This is a genomic window from Ovoidimarina sediminis (assembly GCF_032586175.1).
GTDB lineage: Bacteria > Pseudomonadota > Alphaproteobacteria > Rhodobacterales > Rhodobacteraceae > Ovoidimarina > Ovoidimarina sediminis.
In genome coordinates, this window is the sequence record NZ_JAWHTE010000010.1 from 73012 (window position 1) to 89033 (window position 16022).

Annotated in this window: 21 protein-coding genes; 15 read left to right on the forward strand and 6 right to left on the reverse strand. The window is 59.8% G+C overall.

The genetic code is table 11. The features are described 5' to 3' along the window. Positions 1-3 precede the first annotated feature (3 nt). The 12 genes from RXV90_RS13075 to RXV90_RS13130 are packed head-to-tail and all read left to right on the forward strand — an operon-like array spanning position 4 to position 7371. Positions 4-423, forward strand: a complete 420-nt coding sequence (locus RXV90_RS13075; protein WP_316649210.1) for a helix-turn-helix domain-containing protein — start codon at positions 4-6, stop codon at positions 421-423. Between the two features lie 57 nt (positions 424-480). After that, positions 481-1734, forward strand: a complete 1254-nt coding sequence (locus RXV90_RS13080) for an NADH-quinone oxidoreductase subunit B family protein (protein WP_316649211.1) — start codon at positions 481-483, stop codon at positions 1732-1734. Between the two features lie 9 nt (positions 1735-1743). Next, complete coding sequence (locus RXV90_RS13085; RefSeq protein ID WP_316649212.1) at positions 1744-2025, forward strand: hypothetical protein; 282 nt, start codon at positions 1744-1746, stop codon at positions 2023-2025. A gap of 10 nt (positions 2026-2035) precedes the next feature. Then, positions 2036-2359, forward strand: coding sequence for a hypothetical protein (locus RXV90_RS13090; RefSeq protein WP_316649213.1), 324 nt, complete (start codon positions 2036-2038; stop codon positions 2357-2359). A 4-nt stretch (positions 2360-2363) separates the two neighbouring features. Continuing rightward, the gene (locus RXV90_RS13095; protein WP_316649214.1) at positions 2364-2660 is read left to right on the forward strand and encodes a hypothetical protein; all 297 of its coding nucleotides are present in this window, start codon (positions 2364-2366) and stop codon (positions 2658-2660) included. Beyond that, positions 2657-2950 (forward strand): hypothetical protein, encoded by a 294-nt coding sequence (locus RXV90_RS13100; RefSeq protein WP_316649215.1) that lies wholly within the window; start codon positions 2657-2659, stop codon positions 2948-2950. The genes RXV90_RS13095 and RXV90_RS13100 overlap by 4 nt, the downstream gene beginning before the upstream one ends. Before the next feature lie 3 nt (positions 2951-2953). Further along, the gene (locus tag RXV90_RS13105; protein ID WP_316649216.1) at positions 2954-3226 is read left to right on the forward strand and encodes a hypothetical protein; all 273 of its coding nucleotides are present in this window, start codon (positions 2954-2956) and stop codon (positions 3224-3226) included. A gap of 25 nt (positions 3227-3251) precedes the next feature. Then, on the forward strand, positions 3252-5132 hold the full coding sequence (locus RXV90_RS13110) for a nickel-dependent hydrogenase large subunit (protein ID WP_316649217.1): 1881 nt from the start codon (positions 3252-3254) through the stop codon (positions 5130-5132). Positions 5133-5136: 4 nt separating this feature from the next. Next, on the forward strand, positions 5137-5793 hold the full coding sequence (locus RXV90_RS13115) for a hypothetical protein (RefSeq protein WP_316649218.1): 657 nt from the start codon (positions 5137-5139) through the stop codon (positions 5791-5793). After that, positions 5790-6149 (forward strand): hypothetical protein, encoded by a 360-nt coding sequence (locus tag RXV90_RS13120; RefSeq protein WP_316649220.1) that lies wholly within the window; start codon positions 5790-5792, stop codon positions 6147-6149. Before RXV90_RS13115 ends, RXV90_RS13120 begins: the two co-directional genes overlap by 4 nt. A 14-nt stretch (positions 6150-6163) precedes the next feature. Further along, complete coding sequence (locus RXV90_RS13125; protein WP_316649221.1) at positions 6164-6886, forward strand: Rieske (2Fe-2S) protein; 723 nt, start codon at positions 6164-6166, stop codon at positions 6884-6886. 8 nt (positions 6887-6894) lie between these two features. Next, positions 6895-7371 (forward strand): hydrogenase maturation protease, encoded by a 477-nt coding sequence (locus RXV90_RS13130; protein ID WP_316649222.1) that lies wholly within the window; start codon positions 6895-6897, stop codon positions 7369-7371. 11 nt (positions 7372-7382) lie between these two features. On the opposite strand, the gene RXV90_RS13135 is transcribed toward RXV90_RS13130, so the two are convergent. The 5 genes from RXV90_RS13135 to RXV90_RS13155 form a co-directional block, all read right to left on the reverse strand. Next, on the reverse strand, positions 7383-8123 hold the full coding sequence (locus RXV90_RS13135; RefSeq protein WP_316649223.1) for an ABC transporter ATP-binding protein: 741 nt from the start codon (positions 8121-8123) through the stop codon (positions 7383-7385). Then, entirely contained in the window at positions 8120-9169 is a 1050-nt protein-coding gene (locus tag RXV90_RS13140) for a FecCD family ABC transporter permease (RefSeq protein ID WP_316649224.1), read from the reverse strand. The genes RXV90_RS13135 and RXV90_RS13140 overlap by 4 nt, the downstream gene beginning before the upstream one ends. Positions 9170-9178: 9 nt before the next feature. Continuing rightward, positions 9179-10231: an ABC transporter substrate-binding protein gene (locus RXV90_RS13145; protein ID WP_316649226.1), complete on the reverse strand. Its 1053-nt coding sequence runs from the start codon at positions 10229-10231 to the stop codon at positions 9179-9181. 86 nt (positions 10232-10317) lie between these two features. Further along, positions 10318-10938: a glutathione S-transferase family protein gene (locus RXV90_RS13150; RefSeq protein ID WP_316649227.1), complete on the reverse strand. Its 621-nt coding sequence runs from the start codon at positions 10936-10938 to the stop codon at positions 10318-10320. Beyond that, positions 10935-11474, reverse strand: a complete 540-nt coding sequence (locus RXV90_RS13155) for a hypothetical protein (protein ID WP_316649228.1) — start codon at positions 11472-11474, stop codon at positions 10935-10937. The genes RXV90_RS13150 and RXV90_RS13155 overlap by 4 nt, the downstream gene beginning before the upstream one ends. Positions 11475-11774: 300 nt before the next feature. Between RXV90_RS13155 and RXV90_RS13160 the strand changes: the two genes are divergently transcribed. Then, positions 11775-12053 carry an integrase core domain-containing protein gene (locus tag RXV90_RS13160; protein ID WP_316649229.1) on the forward strand — a complete coding sequence of 93 codons (279 nt, stop codon included), beginning with the start codon at positions 11775-11777 and terminating at the stop codon, positions 12051-12053. Between the two features lie 297 nt (positions 12054-12350). On the opposite strand, the gene RXV90_RS13165 is transcribed toward RXV90_RS13160, so the two are convergent. After that, complete coding sequence (locus tag RXV90_RS13165; protein WP_316649230.1) at positions 12351-13055, reverse strand: IS6 family transposase; 705 nt, start codon at positions 13053-13055, stop codon at positions 12351-12353. Between the two features lie 123 nt (positions 13056-13178). On the opposite strand from RXV90_RS13165, the gene RXV90_RS13170 reads away from it, so the two are divergent. Then, entirely contained in the window at positions 13179-14153 is a 975-nt protein-coding gene (locus tag RXV90_RS13170; RefSeq protein ID WP_316649231.1) for a helix-turn-helix transcriptional regulator, read from the forward strand. Between the two features lie 119 nt (positions 14154-14272). Continuing rightward, complete coding sequence (locus RXV90_RS13175; protein ID WP_410482366.1) at positions 14273-15856, forward strand: arylsulfatase; 1584 nt, start codon at positions 14273-14275, stop codon at positions 15854-15856. Positions 15857-16022 lie beyond the last annotated feature (166 nt).

Here is a 16022-nt window from a genome sequence, read left to right on the forward strand (position 1 = left end):
ATCATGCAGATCGGCGAACTTGCGGCGGATCTGGGTGTATCGACCAAGACCCTGCGCCACTACGAGCGCATTGGCCTCTTGCCTGCCGCCGTACGGCGTGAGAACGGCTATCGGGATTATCCGCCGAAGGCAGTTGCCCGTGCCAGACAGATCGTTGCCCTGCGCGCGCTGGACCTACCGTTAAACGCTATTGCCGACCTGCTCGCGGAAGAGGAAATCGAGTTACGGAAATCGCTGCTGACCCTCCTGGACGAAAAGCGGAGTGCGATGTCGCTTGAGATTTCGATCCTCCAGGGGAAGCTCGACGAATTGGACATGCGGCTCATCAATCTTCTTCGGACGCCGGACGACCGGCCGAAAAGCTGTATCTGCGCCCTTCTAAACGAAGACTGCGCCTGCGAAAAAAAGCTGGACGAAGCTTGACCTTGCCCTAAGGGCAATGCCCCATAGTCGTGTCGTCGACAGATCCGGGAGGTTCTCATGGCGACAGACGGCATCCGCGCTACGGCGCGTCCGGCAACCCGGGAGGGCTATATGCCCCGTTTCGGGCTCGATAAGGGGCCGGTAACCGAGGTTCACGCGTTCTGGCTTGCAGGCATGAGTTGCGACGGCTGCTCGATCGCGGCGGTGGGCGCGCAGAACCCTACCGTCGAACAGCTCATTACCGGCTCTATCCCCGGCCTGCCGAAAGTCATATTGCACCATCCCGTGCTGTCCGTGACCGCCGGGAAGGATTTCATGGCGGCGCATCACCTCGCCAAGTCGGGCAAACTTGGCGCCCCTTATGTTGTCATCCAGGAGGGCTCGGTCGCGGATGAGGATATTGCCGGTGCCTTTGGCGGCTACTGGTCGGGTATGGGTGTCAATCACGAAACTGGCCAGCCGATCCCGACGGCGCATTGGCTGCGCGACCTCGCCCCCGGCGCAGCGGCAGTGATCGCCGTCGGCACCTGTGCGACCTGGGGCGGCATTCCGGCGGCCACGGGCAATGTCACAAACTCGATGTCCGTCATGGACTACCTGGGCAAGGATTATCTCTCGACCCTCGGCCTGCCGCCGATCAACATCCCCGGCTGCGCGCCGCTGGGCGACAATATCACCGAAACCGTGGCCTCGGTCCTGATGTTTCTCGCGGGAGTAGGCCCACTGCCCGAGTTCGATGAGCTTGGCCGCCCGGCATGGATGTTCCAGTCGACCGTGCATCGCGGCTGCGTCCGCGCCGGGAACTACGAAGAGGGCAAATTCGCAGACGAGTACGGTCAGAAAGAATGTCTTGTGGAGCTCGGCTGCTGGGGGCCGGTGGTTCAGTGCAACATGGTCTCGCGTGGGGCAATCGGCCACAACGGCGGCTGCATGAACACCGGTGGTATCTGCATTGGTTGCACCATGCCGGGGTTCCCGGACGCCTTCGCGCCTTTCTATAAGAAACCGCCTGGTACAATGGTGTCATCGAACCTTTCGCGTGGCGCCGGGTCGTTCATTTCGTATCTGCGCCGCTTCACGCAACGCAGCCGCAATATGACGACGCGCTGGAAAGAAAGCGGAGAAGTGCCGTCGGGCTGGGCGAATGTCAACGGGAGCCCCGGGCCAGTCGACAGCGCGGTCAGCTATTTCTACGAAAAGATCAAGCTGGCCGGCACCGAATTCTCACCCGGCTCAGACCGCCAGAAGGCGCTGCAAAAATCGGCCCGTCGGTTCCTGGACAAGGCACCCGACAAGATGGCGGCGGAATAGGAGGATCTGATGACACTCTGGACACTGGGATTTGTTGTCGGCGTGGTTGTCGTTCTGGTGGTCGCACTGCTGTTGATTGGAATCCTCATGCAGGCACGACGGATACGCGGGCTGGCAGATGCCGCGGCGGGGATTGTCGCCGAGATCGACGCGAATACGCGGTCGGTCTGGGCTTTGAAAAACACAAACGCCGTGGCGGCGGATCTGCTGGAGGGCGCGCGTGCCATCGACACAAACGCGGCGGCCATCGTGAAGGCCGTGAGCCACGAAGACGAAACGACAGCGGCGTGAGGAGGGAGATATGGGACTAATTACCGGAAACGACCCGATCGCAAGCTGGTGGCTGGCGGTCGTCGTCGTCGTGGTCGTGACGGTCGTAGTCGCGATCTTGCTGCGTGCCATCATTCGCGAGGCCGCCGCAATCGAGGACGGGGTTGCAGTGGTCTGGGCCAACGGCCAGCGGGTAGCCAACAACACGATCCACATCGCCGCGCTCTACAAGACCCATGAGTTCGTCGAGGGTATCCTGGGTCGGGCGGGCCGGATCGCGGGCAGCGCCAAGGCGATCGAGGAGCATGCTGAACATTGCGATAGCTGCCCGCGCTGCATCTGGCACAAGGGGTAGGACAATGATCACGCTGCTTACCCTCATCACTTGCCTCGCCGCACTCGTCTTTCTTGCAGTCGTCGCACTCGCGCTCGTCCGGATCGTGGCACTTCTAGAAAGCATCGGCGGCAAGGGGGACAGCTATCTTGCGAAGCTGCGCCTGGGTCTCCGGGCCATCGAGCGGGAGACATCGCATCTCCCGGCCGCCGCCCCGGCGCTCAACCGCGATCTCGGAGCCATCGCCGAGGGCCTGACTGCGGTCGACGCTACCCTGGGTCGGGCGCACGCCGCCATCGTCGCGCAGGAGGGCCGATCATGACCGGCGTCGCACTTACCATATGGATCGTCACACTGCTGATCGTCGTTGTGGTGATCGTCCCCGTAGCACTTTCGCTTCTGAGCCGGGCGCTCAACGCCGCACAGGCCATCGAGCGCTACCTCGCCGACATGCTGGAGGCGGGCGTCAAAATCGTGGGCCACACCGAAGCGGTGCCGGCGCTAGACGACACGCTCGCGACAGCCGGGGCCATGGGCCCTGTGGCAGAGGCCATCGAGGCGAAGACAGGCGCGGTTGCGGCGCTGCTTTCAGAACGCGCGAAGGAGGGCTGAAGCATGATCGTTCTTCTTGGATGGGTCTCTCTGATCGTCGTCCTCGTTATCGTTGCGGTCGTCGCGTACCACCTGATCGGCATCTACGTCGCGCTGAAACGCGGAGCTGATCATCTTGAGAAACTCGCCGGAGGCCTGACGGCGATCCGCGACAACACCGCCCCCCTGAATGGCCGGGTCGATGACATCAACGTCGGGCTTTCGGGCCTGATAGCACCGCTTCTGGCGGCCAACGGAAATCTTGCGGCGATCGTTAAGGTCGCGGGAAGCCGCTAAGGGACTACGGGGAAGGAACCGCCGCATGTGTTTTGAACATCTGCCGATTGAGTTTGACGAGAACGGAAAGGCGCATCTGAAAGAGGGGATCAAGAATCCCTACGAATACCAGACCCGGACACTGGAACAGCGCCAGGCGGCGCTGCGCGAGATCGCGGCAAAGAACGGCCAATTAGCAGATGTGGATTTTGATCCGGTGACGCGAGTTGCCGGGGCGCTGGCCTTTCATTCAACCGTCGATCTGGGCGAAGGCAAAGTCCTTGAGACCAACGCAATGGCCACGCTCTTTCGTGGCTATGAGGTGATCCTGCGGGGCCGCGATCCCCGCGACGCGGCCTTCATCTCTTCCCGCGCCTGCGGGGTCTGCGGGGGCGTGCATTCCACGGCCTCGGCGCTGTCGATCGAAATGGCTCTGGGGATCAAGCCGCCGCCCCTGGGCGTAGTCGTCAGGAACCTGCTCCTGAGCTGCGAATACCTCTACGACAACCCGCTGCACCTCTTCGTGCTGTCGGGACCAGACTTTTCCGAGAGCCTCGTGAAGGCCACCAATCCGGAGATATGGGACAAGGCGGTCGACTCCGCCGCGCCGGGAAAGGATATCCACGGCTACGGGACGATCGGCGAAATCATGACCGATCTCAATCCGCTGACCGGCAAACTTTACCTTGAAGCCCTGCAGATGACCCGCGTGGCGCGCGAGGCATATGTGCTGCTCGGTGGCAAGTATCCGCACCCCGAGACGATCATTCCCGGCGGCGTGACCACGACGATCACCACGTCCACCTTCAACGAGTTCTACCTGCGCATTCAGGAGTTCTTCGACTACGCTAAGAAATGCGTCGCGATCTGGGACGACGTGTTTGACTTCTTCTACGAATGCGATCCCAAATACCGCGATGTCGGCCGCATCCCCGCAACCATGGTGGATCTTGGTCAGTGGGACCACGAGGACTACTACGACGCGACCTATGAAAACTGCAACGCCTGGGGCGAAAAGCGCTGGTCGACGCCCGGTGTCGTTGTGGACGGCAAGCTCGTGACGACACGCCTGACTGACATCAATGTCGGCCTCGAAGAGTTCATCGAGCATTCCTATTACGAACAGTGGGAGGACTATCCGTTCAAGACGGATCCCCTTGGCAATCCCCTGTCGCCGAACCACCCTTGGAACAAGACGACGATCCCACGTCCGGGCGCGCAGAACTGGAAGGAACGCTATTCCTGGTCGACAACGCCCACCTGGGACCGCCAGACCTTCGAGGCGGGCGCCTATGCCCGCGTGTACATCTCGGCCTTGGCCCAGAAGATCCCTCATAGCGAATATTTCCAGTCCACCGGACATAGCCTCGTGCTGAACATTCCCGAAGGGGCCGCCCTGCCCGCACAGAGGCTGGAGTGGGAGGTGCCCGAGGTCTGGAACGCCTTCGAGCGGAACCGTGCGCGGGCCTATGCCGTGGCCTTCAACCTCTTGGTCACTATGGAAAATCTCGTTCGTGCCTTCGATCTTCAGAAACAAGGCGAAACCCAGGTAGCGACCCCGTTCGAGATCCCGTCGAAGGGCCACGATATCGGCGTCGGGTTCTGGGGGGCAGGTCGGGGCTTTCTGACCCATCATTGCGAGATCAAGGACGGGCTTCTGGCCAATTACCAGATCGTCACGCCCTCGACCGTGAATGCCTGCCCCGCTACACCCTGGGGCGAGCACGGGCCCTACGAACGCGCGGTCCTTAACACGCCGATCATCGAGACGGCGTTTAAGGACGAGAGCGACTTTCAGGGGATCGACATTCTGCGCGCGCTCAGATCCTTCGACCCCTGTATGCCATGCACCACGCATGTGATGGTCGAAGGCTCGGACAAAGTCGTCACGCGCGAGGTCACGACCTGCGCCTGCGGCATCGACTAGACTCTTGGGCGGGGGCGGCGGCACCATCATCGGGATCGTCGGCTATTCGGCGATCCTCGACCCCTACCCGCTCGGCCCCCCGTTGATGACCGGTCTCACCGAGGCCGTGGCCGATCGGCCGGACGTGCGCGTCGAAAATTTCACCTGGAGCCCGGTTCACGTCGTCCAGAGGTTCGAAACCGGTGAGATGGCCCGGCCCTCGCGGATCGTGCTGATCGGAAGTGCAGCCGTATCCACCGAACCCGGGCTCGTTCGCGCATTCCGCTGGACTGGCGGGGAGCGCGACCCTTTGGAGGTGCAGGAACGTATCTATGAGGCCGTCACCGGGATCGTGGACCTGGAAAACACGCTGATGATTGGCGCACAGTTCGGCGTCTGGCCCGAGGAAACCTTCACCGTTGAGGCCGACCTTCCGTCTGACACCTTCGGGCGCATGGTCATGGCCGACAACGATGGCGTATCGGACGATGCGGGCTTTGAGGAACGGATCGGTTTCTCTCCGGCGCGACAGCGTCAGGATCTCGTCCGCACGGCGGCCGCGTTGGCACGGCACGGCCGCACTGCTGAGATCTCCTGGCTCGATAAGAGCGCCGACAGGCTTGCGCGCGTCCGCCCCTTCACCGAAACTCACTTTGCCGTCGCTTCAGGAGGCAGAACATGACCGACGAGAAAGTTCCGGGCGCACTCGACCGGATGATCGTGCGCGAGGACGTGCTGCAGATCTGCTACTGGTTCCAGGGCGAGGGGTTCGGCGATGCGTTCACTCCGCAGGCGGTGATGCCCTTTCTTCAAAGCGACCCGGACATGGTCGAGATCGTCATGGAAGAACTTGCCGCCGAAGGGACGCTTGCGCGGGACGGAAATACCTATCGCTTTAGTGAAGGTGGAAAGCGCAAGGCAGGCGTGATGTTCTACGAAAGCTTCACCGAGTTTCAGCAGGGCACCCATGGCGAGTGCAACGCCGGCTGCTGCGATGGGGATGAGGTCTGCGACCACGAGCATCATCACCACCACTGACGGAGACGCACACCATGCCGGACACGAGCTCCGATCAAGCTCTGGTGGGATACCGCAGCAACGAGGAGTGGCAGGACCTCCTTGCCCAGACGGCTGCGATGATTGGCGGTCTTGAGGAAATCATGGACGAAGATGTGCGCGCGCAGGTCTTTGGCGCCCTGGCCGGCATCGATGCGGTCCATCGCGAGGCCCTTCACCGCCTGGTCCGGCTGTTCAAAGAAGGCGTGCTTGAGCAGGTGGTGACCGACCCCGCGATCAATTCGTTGATGGGGATGTACGATCTTTTGCCACCCGAGACGCCGGGTTGCCAGAAGGTCTGGGACTTCCTCGACGAGGATGCGGTGCCCGACCTCGGCACACGCAATTCCGACATCGGCACCTCGGCGATGCCCGAGCCGCCACACTGGTCGCCCGTGCCGGACGCCGCCGTTGCCGAAGAGGGCTCCGCCTATATGTGCGAAATGGACGAGGGACCCTTGCTCGTGTTGCGCGTGGGCAAAGCAGATTTTGCGTTGTCGGCCGTGTGCCCGTCTCACCGCGCCACGCTGGAAGGCGGAGCGCGGGACGGCTTTACCTGGCACTGCCCGCACGGACCGGGTTGCTCCTATGATATCCGCAATGGGAACCGCCTGGGCGGCGGCCCAGGCCTTCAGCCATTTCCCGTGCGCGACGAAGGAAGCGGGCGACGCATGATCGGCTTCGGCGTGCCCTTCGAACCCAAACTTCCCGCGTTCTGATCGCTGACGTGAGGGTTCTCGCCGCAGGCGTTGGTAACGAACTCAAGGGCGACGACGCCTTCGGCCTTCACGCGGCACGCGCCCTAGGGTCCGATCCACGCCGACCGGCGGCTTGCACGGTGATCGAAACCGGCATCGGGGGCATCCACCTTGTTCAGGAATTGATGCGAGGCTACGACGCCCTGATCCTGTTTGACGCCTTCGATCGGAAGGGCGTGCCTGGAGATCTCTGGCTTCTGGAGCCCGAGCTGCCACGGGCAGAAGAGATGGACGACCGCGCACGCCGCGATTTTTTCGCTGACGTGCACTATGCCACGCCGATCCGCGCCCTGACGCTTGCGCAATCCGTGGGCGCGTTGCCGCCCCTGGTGCGCATCGTGGGGTGCCAGCCTGCCGATCCGGACAGCTTCGAGATCGGCATGTGTGACGACGTCCGGGAGGCGATCCCCAAAGCCGTCGAGATGGCGCTTTCCGTTATGGGATAGGGCCGCCGAGGTCAGAGGAAAAGCGGAACGAGTGCGTTTGCGGTCCGTCCGCGATGTTGGAGTTCCAATGCCTTGATGGGCACGCCGTAGAGCGCCTCAAGACGATCCTCCGTCAGCATGTCGACCGCCGCGCCCCATTCCTGACGGTCGGGCCCATGCATCAAAAGGACCTTATCCGCGAGGAGTTGCGCGTGCTGCGGGACATGAGACGTCATCAGCACGGTCAGACCGTTTTCCGCCGCGATCCGCTCTAGCATCTCGAGGATCAGTGCCTGGTTCGAGAAATCGAGGGCCGAGGTCGGCTCGTCTAGGATCAGGATGTCGCAATCCGACGCCAGGGCCCGGGCGATCATCACAAGCTGGCGTTCTCCGCCCGAGAGATGAGTGTAAGGGCGATCCGCGAATCCGCCGATCCCCAGACGGTCAAGGGAATGACGGGCGATTCTGTAATCTTCGGCCCCGGGGGTCCGGAACAGTCCGACATGTGACGCGCGCCCCATAACGACAATATCGAGCACCCGGTAAGAGAAGGCCATGTCGTTGCGCTGTGCCACGTAGCCGATCCGCCCCTCGGTCGTGGCCACCCCGGCTGTCAGGGTCAGAAGTCCGACAATGGCCTTCAGCAGCGTCGTCTTCCCACGCCCATTGGGACCAAGGATCACACCAGTTTGCCCCCGCTCCAGGTCGAAACTCGTCCCACGAAAAACCCTTACGTCCCCGTACTGAACCTCTGCATCCCGAACCCGGATCATTCCGACGACCAACCCTTGTTGGCCGCACGGCGCAGGAGATAGGCGAAGACGGGTGCCCCAAGAAGGGCGGTGATGATGCCAACAGGTATCTCTGCCGGGATCGACGCCCGGGCGACATTGTCCACGTGGATCAGGTAAATCGCTCCTATAAGCGCAGATGCGGGGATCAGGAGCTTGTGATCCGGGCCAGTCAGCATGCGTGCGAAATGAGGGATGACCAGCCCGACCCATCCCACGATGCCCGCCGCCGCAACGACGGCAGCGCTGATCAGCGCAACCGCCACAAGGACGATCCAGCGGGTTCGCTCGACCTTGAGGCCGAGCGTCTGTGCCTCTTCGTCGCCCAGCGACAGCACGTTTATCTGAAACCGCATAAGGTAGACGACAAGCGTCCCCGCAACGACCGGAATCGCAATCAGAAGAACCTTATCATAGCTTGCCGAGGCGAAACTTCCCATCAGCCAGAACACGATCGCCGGCAGTTTATCGTCGGGGTCAGCCACGAATTTCGTGATCGACACGAGGGCAGAGAAGAATGCGCTTGTGACGATACCCGACAAGACCAGCATAAGGATCGAAGCGCGTCCCTGCTGGCGGCTGATCGTATAGACGACGACCATCGCCAACAGACCGAAGCCGAAAGCGCCGCCAATCAGAAGAACCTGACTTTCCGAAACGAGGATCGCAAAGGCGCCTCCGAACGCCGCACCTGACGAAACCCCGATGATCTGCGGCCCTACGAGAGGATTCCGGAACACGCCCTGAAGTGCCGCGCCCGCGACAGCAAGCCCCGCCCCCGCGAGCCCCGCCATCAGTATGCGCGGCATCCGAATGAGCTCGACGACACGCTCCTCGACGACCGGCCAGGCTTGCTCAATTGGCAGGACATTCGATATCAGAATGCCCGCCACATGAGAAATCGGCACGGCAAAACGCCCGATGCCGAGCGAGACGAGAACGGAGGCTCCTAGCAGGATGAAGAGCACACCCCACAACCCGAACCGACGTCCAGCGGATCGGGCCGTGTCCTCATTCGTGATGCTCACCGCGCTGGCCTAGCCATCCGCAAAGATATCGTAATGCGCAGCATCCGCGTTCATATCGAAGCGAAGGATATTCCTGACATCCTCGTCTGTGACGCCCTGCCCGTATATGAACTCGTAATTGCGGTTGATCCGGTCGTTCAGATCCCAGTCGAACTTGTCGGGGTGCAGCACCATCGAAAGCCATAGCCACGTCAGGGGGCTCTCCTGGTTCGGCGGATCCCAGCGATATCCGCCGAGCGGCATTTTGTAGACACGGCGGTTTTTGACCGCCGACACATCTGCCAGAAGCGGGTTGTCGTAGACATCCTGCGGCGACAGTTTTGCCTCGAACCCATTCAGAAGAATGACTTCCGGATCCCATGCTATGATCTGTTCAACGCCAACTTCGACGAACATGCCGAGATCGGAGGCAACATTCCTGCCACCAGCAAGGTCGATGTAGAAGTTGTTGTAAGATTTGCCGCCGGCAACCCTGAGGCTCGACAGGTAATTCATGAAGTAGAGCGTCCGTGGACGGTCCTCCGTCCCGATTCCGTCAGTCGCAGCCTTCACTTCCGCAGCGACCGTGTCACGCCAGTCGATCATCGCCTGGGCCTTCTCCGGCTTACCGGTCACCGCGCCCATCATTTCAAGCCATTTCCGGGTGAAGGCCTCCTGCCCGATTTTGATCAGCGCGACGTTCAGACCGGCATTGACCAGCGGGTCGATGATGTCGTCGTTCAGATGACCCCATTGAAAAACGAGATCCGGTTCGAGAGCTAGTAGCTCCTCGACATTAGGTACGAAGCTAAAGCCCTTGCCCGTAATGTTCGACGGAATGGCCAGCGCATCGGGAAAAAATCGCTCGAGAATGTGACCTTTAATTGCGGTCTTGGACAATTGATGCATGCCAACGAGCCGGTCCGTGCCGCCATCGACGGCAATGAACATCGAAGCGGCCGGGATCGGAATGGTGACAACCCGCTGCGCCTCTCCTTCAAGCTCTACGCTCCGATCTCGCTGATCGATAATCTCAATGGGGTCGGCGAACGCGCCCTGAACGCAAAAACTGGCACCGAGCACAGCCGCAAGTATTGGCAATCGCATAACAATCCTCTCCCTGTTCCGTTGGCAATGAAGACAGACCGGGGGTGACTGTCAATGCATTCTCAGGTGGAGGGGGCATCAATCTGCGCCGCGCGAAACTCCGCAAGCGCCTCGGCTTGCCCGGTCGCCGACCAAAGACCGGGCAGATCGTCTTGTTGAAGCGTCCCCGGGAAGATGTGATTGACGAAGGTAAAGCCCACTGCGGATGTAATATCGGGTTGGCGCAGCCTCGCACCATCGAAGAAGTCCTGGTCGCGCTCGAGCGCCTCGAACCCCTGTCGGCATTGCCGGAGCAACCGGTCAATTCGCACCGGATCAGGGTTATCACGACGCCGTTCCGCATTCGCTGTCATCGCTCGGTCAATAGCGCCTGTTGCAATCGCAATGCGCCGAAGCGCATCGCGCCTTTCGGACCCGGATACGGGGATCAGCGCCCGTTCGGGTCCGACAACCTCATCGAAGTGATCAAGTATCGCGGCGCTGTCGATCAGGACTTCTCCGGATGACAATTGCAGGGCAGGAACGCGACCCACAGGATTGATCGCTTCCCGCTTAGACTCATCTCCGATGGCAGACACGACCACGTGCGAGAACTCGATCCCGAGGAGGTTGAGACTAACGGCCACGCGGCGCACGTAAGGCGACAGCAGACGTCCGAAAAGGATCGGATCGTTTGTGATCATGTCGGTACTTCGCGATGCTCAAGGACATTTATAGCGTCACTCGCCGACATGGCCCGCAACTGATCGGAGAATGCAAGTTGCAGGGCCCTGAACTCCGCTGCCTCTGCAGCAGACGCCACACCCCGTGCCAATTTGCGACGGCGTGTGACGAACTCAGGCGGAACGACCTCGGGCTTCAACCCCAGTTCAATGATGTTTCGATCATCTGACAGGCGAAAGAAATAGGCCCCCTTGGCTGCCTCGGCGACACGCGGTCCGGCCATGACCTCGGAGAGGATTTCATAGGCGCCTCGCGTCACGGCGCGTGTCACCATCTCGAACCCGTCGCGTGCGCCTGGCCCCGGGAAGCCGCTGGCAACGACGAGGCGATCACGCTCTGGAGGGGTGCCTGTCCAAGCGGTGTCCCAGGCGGCTTCCATGACCTTATAGGCGACCGTTAATCCGCAGATGCTTCTCTTGCCGTGGTAACGGACGAGATCATCAAAGTCGAATGACAGCGTCTCATCGTTTTCGGTCACAACCAGCGCAGGCAACATCGCGCCCCTTTTTCGTCTATTCTATCGAGCCCTTCGCAGTCGCAATTCGAAGGGACACCCCCTGCTCAGCAACCTCGCCAGCCCAATAAACACCGGAAACAACGTGGCAAGTAAATGTTTTCGCGCAACCATGCGGACTTGTGGCGGAGAATTTGCCCTCTATATCGGGATTTCCCGAGAAAACCCGCTTGAGAAGCGGTAGCGTCGCGGGATTGCAATCGTCCCGATCCGCTATCACCGCCGGCCCATATTGCGATGCCCGAGCCATGAAATCCGGGGCCGGAGTTTGCTGCCGAAGCGATGCAAGCATGGCTTCGAAGAGTTGGTATCAAGCCAATCCGTATCTATCCCGGATCGCCCTGGGAGAACGGATACAACGAGCGGTTTAGCGGCACGCTGTGCCGAGAGGTTCTCAACGCCGAGTGGTTCACCACGACCGAGCAGGCGCAGATCGTCATCAATCACTGGCTCAGGCAGTACAATCACACACCGCCGCATCAGGCACTCAACATGCGTCCGCCCATTCCAGAAACCATATTAGAGAAAGCCCAAATCAGTTGCCCAGAAACAGGGGGCTAGACACATCCGGTAGCTTCACTGGCTACCAGTCCGCACTTCCAAGATGTCCCTGCGCGCATCGCGTACAATTATCCAGGACCGCTTTGGCATGACTCTGCTTCCACACGCTACACATACTAAAGGTGCTGCCAGACGAATGCGAACCAGTCTCCACAAGGACAGTAGACCTGTCCCTTATGCCGCGCAGAGACCACGCCACTCGGCGAGAGCGGCGGCGCGGTTGGCCTTGAAAAGGTGTCGGCTGGGTGCTGCCAGACCAATTCGAACCCGTCTCCACAAGGACAGTAGACCTGCCCCTTATGCCGCGCAAAGCGCGCGCCACTCGGCAAGAGCAGCGGCTCGGTTCAGCTTGAAATTTGGTCTGGTGTTGAGGCTGCGTTCCGAGTTGAAGAGGTTGTAAATCGAGGCGTGGACCGAGGCGAACTTCTGCAAGCTTCGCATGCGCCGGAAACGAAGCATCGCCCTCTCCCGTCGTCGAAACGGCAGGTGCGAATTCTCCGCCCGATTGTTCAGCCAGCGACCCGTTTCCTGCCTGTCAGCTGCACCTATCTCCTTCAGCGCCGCGCCGTATGAGCGCAGCAGATCCGTGACGAAAACATCTGGACAACCATGCTTACGCATTGCTTTCTTTAAGAACTTTAATGCCGCCTTCTTATCGCGTGTCTTCGTCACGAAGCTTTCGAGTACTTCACCTTCGTGGTCAACAGCCCGCCAAAGATAGTGTCTCTCGCCGTTGATCTTCACGAACATCTCGTCCAGGTGCCATCGCCATCGACTGGATTTCATGCCTTCGATCCGGCGCTTGCGGATTTCCGCGGCAAACATAGGCCCGAACCGATGCCACCAATATCTCACCGATCCATGGCTGACATCGATGCCCCGTTCATGCAGCAGATCTTCCACATTTCGAAGAGACAGAGGAAACCGCACATATAGCATCACAGCCGGGCGGATGATCTCGCGGCTCGTTTTGAAATAGCGAAACGGATCAGGTTTGGTCATCCGACGAAGCTACGTAACTGCCCTGCACGTCTCAAGCTAGTTTGCTCTGACAGTGCCGGCTAGAGTGGTGATGAACCACCGTTCGGGTGCGGGAAGCCAGAGTTGGGGATTTGGAACCGAGCGATGAAGAGCAGATCATTTGACGTTGTGCGAGCAGCAATGCTTTTCCCAACCTTTGAGGTGCTGGAGAAGTCCGGCGTCTCAGTGAACCGCCTTCTGAACTCAAATGGCTTCCGCGCGTTTCAATTCCGAGATCCTTGCGCCACGGTGCCATATCCCCTTGTGAGCGAACTCTGGGATCGCATTCTTCGCACCGAGGGTGTTGAGGTAATCGAAGTGATCTCACGAGCATACTCAAAGGATCGAATTCCCGGCTGGGGGGCGGCGATCCTCTCGCATCCCACCGTACTGGCAGCGCTGAAAGCTGGCGCATCTCCCTCACGGCGAACGTTCAGCAGTTGGCGCGCTGGGCTCGAGTTGCGGGATGCGGATGCCGTGTACACCTCCCGAATAAACTTGAACAGCCGCGATCGGGTATGGGAAGCCGCAATCGCCATCCGCCTGACATTGGACACGTTTCGTGCCGGCGGTCAGGAGGATTGGATGCCGACGAAAATTGATCTGCCGCTGAACGTCCCTTCCATGATCGACGGGCTCTTCGACTTCGAGGCGGTTGACGTACGTTTCGGGCAAGACGCGATGCGCCTCTATTTTGATCCGATTATTCTTGGCGAAAAGCTCCGTGACAAGGGCGAGCAAGATGCCTCAAGCTTCGGCGTTCCAGACCTGACCAGCGCTAAGATTTTCGATTTGCTGCAGTCACTTAAGCCTGACTGTCGGCCGTCGATCGAAGTCATCGCAGAGTCTTTTGAGGTCTCACCGCGAACAATCGAGAGACGGCTTGAACAGGAGAACACAACGTTCCGCGGGGTGCTCAAAACCTGGCGCACTGGACGAGCCCTTGAACTTCTACAGAATTCACGTTTGTCCATCGAAGAGATTTCGACAATCCTGCACTACAGCACGGCGTCGCACTTCCATCGTGCGTTTCGGAGCTGGACGGGCATGACCCCGGGTCAATATCGAGATGCGATGTGACCTAGGTTTACACGCCCCCCAACACACACAACCTGTCGCGAAATGGTAATTTGTTCTGTTTCGCAACTACGATAGCATGCACTGGGATAAGCATAATTCGTCCGGGGGGAGTAGCTTCTATGTTGCTGATTTCTAATTCTTTTCGCGGAATGATTTGGGCCGGTGCCGTGCTATTCACTGCGGTGATTTCAACTGCAGCGTTCTCACAACCCAGCGAGAAACCGAATATTTTGGTCGTGTGGGGCGATGACATTGGAGTCGCGAATATCTCCGCCTACACACGCGGACTAGTTGGTTATCAGACGCCCAATATCGATCGGATGGCGAATGAAGGTATGATGTTCACCGACTATTACGGCGAGCAGTCATGCACCGCGGGGCGTTCGTCTTTCATCACCGGACAAAGCGTCTTCAGAACTGGTCTATCCAAAGTAGGCTTGCCTGGCGCGGAACTTGGGATGCGCGAAGAAGACCCCACGATTGCGGGTTTGCTCAAGGCACAGGGCTATGTGACCGGTCAATTCGGCAAGAACCATCTTGGTGACCGAGATGAACATCTGCCGACAAACCATGGCTTCGATGAATTTCTGGGCAACCTCTACCATCTGAACGCGGAGGAAGAACCCGAACTCGAGGATTATCCTCGCGACATGGTGTTGAAGGATGGCCGCACCTTTCTGGAAGCTTTCGGCCCGCGCGGCGTGATCCACTCCACGTCAGATGGCGCGATTGAAGACACTGGACCTTTGACGCGGAAGCGGATGGAAACCATCGATGACACAACAGCCGAAGCTGCCCTTTCATTTATTGAAGCCGCCCATGCTGACGGCACTCCGTTCTTCGTTTGGTGGAATGGGACTCGGATGCACTTCCGCACCCACGTCAAAGAAGAATTGCGCGGAATATCGGGGCAGGATGAATATGCTGACGGGATGGTTGAGCATGACATGCATATCGGCCTCTTCCTCGACAAGCTCGATGAGCTGGGGATCGCGGAAAACACGCTAGTCCTGTATTCGACCGACAACGGCGTTCACATGAACACATGGCCGGATGCCGGCATGACACCGTTCCGCGGCGAAAAGAACACCAATTGGGAAGGCGGCTGGCGCGTACCCGCTATGGTGCGGTGGCCAGGCCGGATTGAAGCGGGTGCAGTGTCCAATGACATCATGCACCACATGGATTGGTTGCCCACCTTTCTGGCCGCAGCAGGTGTGCCCGACATCAAAGAGCAACTCATGGAGGGCGGCGTCGAAGCCATCGGCCGTGAGTATCGCGTGCATCTGGATGGGTACAATTTCCTGCCATACTTGACCGGTGAGGCAGCAACCGGTCCTCGGGAAGAGGTCTTCTATTTCTCGGATGATGGCGACCTAACAGCTCTGCGCTGGAACGATTGGAAAATGATCTTCATGGAGCAACGGCAGGAAACGACGCTTGGTGCCTGGTTTGAGCCCTTTACTCCGCTGCGCGCTCCTTTGCTGTTCAACTTGCGCCGAGATCCGTACGAACGGGCAAACCTGACGTCGAACACCTACTGGGACTGGTTCATAGATCATGCCTATCTGATGGTTCCGGCACAGGTCTACGTCGCTGGGTTCCTGGAGACGTTTGTCGAGTATCCGCCGCGACAGAAAGCGGCCAGTTTCTCGCTCGACCAGGTGCTGGAAAAGCTTCAACAGGGTACAGGCTCGCAGTGATATCGGGAACCGGATGATCAAGTTACTATCCGGTTCCACCATGCGGCAACTCGCATGCCAGAGAGTCCGCCGCCCCGCATTGTACCTCGTGTTTGGGGTGCTACTTCCCGCGTTCGCCTTTGAAGCCGAGGCACAGGCGACACCGAGCTACGTAGGCTCAGAGCAA

Excerpts from the sequence above, each read along its gene's own strand:
- RXV90_RS13160 (WP_316649229.1), top strand. The coding sequence starts at position 11,775 with ATGCAAGCATGGCTTCGAAGAGTTGGTATCAAGCCAATCCGTATCTAT.
- RXV90_RS13095 (WP_316649214.1), top strand. The coding sequence starts at position 2,364 with ATGATCACGCTGCTTACCCTCATCACTTGCCTCGCCGCACTCGTCTTT.
- RXV90_RS13135 (WP_316649223.1), bottom strand. The coding sequence starts at position 8,123 with ATGATCCGGGTTCGGGATGCAGAGGTTCAGTACGGGGACGTAAGGGTT.
- RXV90_RS13085 (WP_316649212.1), top strand. The coding sequence starts at position 1,744 with ATGACACTCTGGACACTGGGATTTGTTGTCGGCGTGGTTGTCGTTCTG.
- RXV90_RS13150 (WP_316649227.1), bottom strand. The coding sequence starts at position 10,938 with ATGATCACAAACGATCCGATCCTTTTCGGACGTCTGCTGTCGCCTTAC.
- RXV90_RS13110 (WP_316649217.1), top strand. The coding sequence starts at position 3,252 with ATGTGTTTTGAACATCTGCCGATTGAGTTTGACGAGAACGGAAAGGCG.
- RXV90_RS13105 (WP_316649216.1), top strand. The coding sequence starts at position 2,954 with ATGATCGTTCTTCTTGGATGGGTCTCTCTGATCGTCGTCCTCGTTATC.
- RXV90_RS13165 (WP_316649230.1), bottom strand. The coding sequence starts at position 13,055 with ATGACCAAACCTGATCCGTTTCGCTATTTCAAAACGAGCCGCGAGATC.
- RXV90_RS13080 (WP_316649211.1), top strand. The coding sequence starts at position 481 with ATGGCGACAGACGGCATCCGCGCTACGGCGCGTCCGGCAACCCGGGAG.
- RXV90_RS13075 (WP_316649210.1), top strand. The coding sequence starts at position 4 with ATGCAGATCGGCGAACTTGCGGCGGATCTGGGTGTATCGACCAAGACC.
- RXV90_RS13170 (WP_316649231.1), top strand. The coding sequence starts at position 13,179 with ATGAAGAGCAGATCATTTGACGTTGTGCGAGCAGCAATGCTTTTCCCA.
- RXV90_RS13100 (WP_316649215.1), top strand. The coding sequence starts at position 2,657 with ATGACCGGCGTCGCACTTACCATATGGATCGTCACACTGCTGATCGTC.
- RXV90_RS13120 (WP_316649220.1), top strand. The coding sequence starts at position 5,790 with ATGACCGACGAGAAAGTTCCGGGCGCACTCGACCGGATGATCGTGCGC.
- RXV90_RS13125 (WP_316649221.1), top strand. The coding sequence starts at position 6,164 with ATGCCGGACACGAGCTCCGATCAAGCTCTGGTGGGATACCGCAGCAAC.
- RXV90_RS13090 (WP_316649213.1), top strand. The coding sequence starts at position 2,036 with ATGGGACTAATTACCGGAAACGACCCGATCGCAAGCTGGTGGCTGGCG.
- RXV90_RS13175 (WP_410482366.1), top strand. The coding sequence starts at position 14,273 with ATGTTGCTGATTTCTAATTCTTTTCGCGGAATGATTTGGGCCGGTGCC.
- RXV90_RS13155 (WP_316649228.1), bottom strand. The coding sequence starts at position 11,474 with ATGTTGCCTGCGCTGGTTGTGACCGAAAACGATGAGACGCTGTCATTC.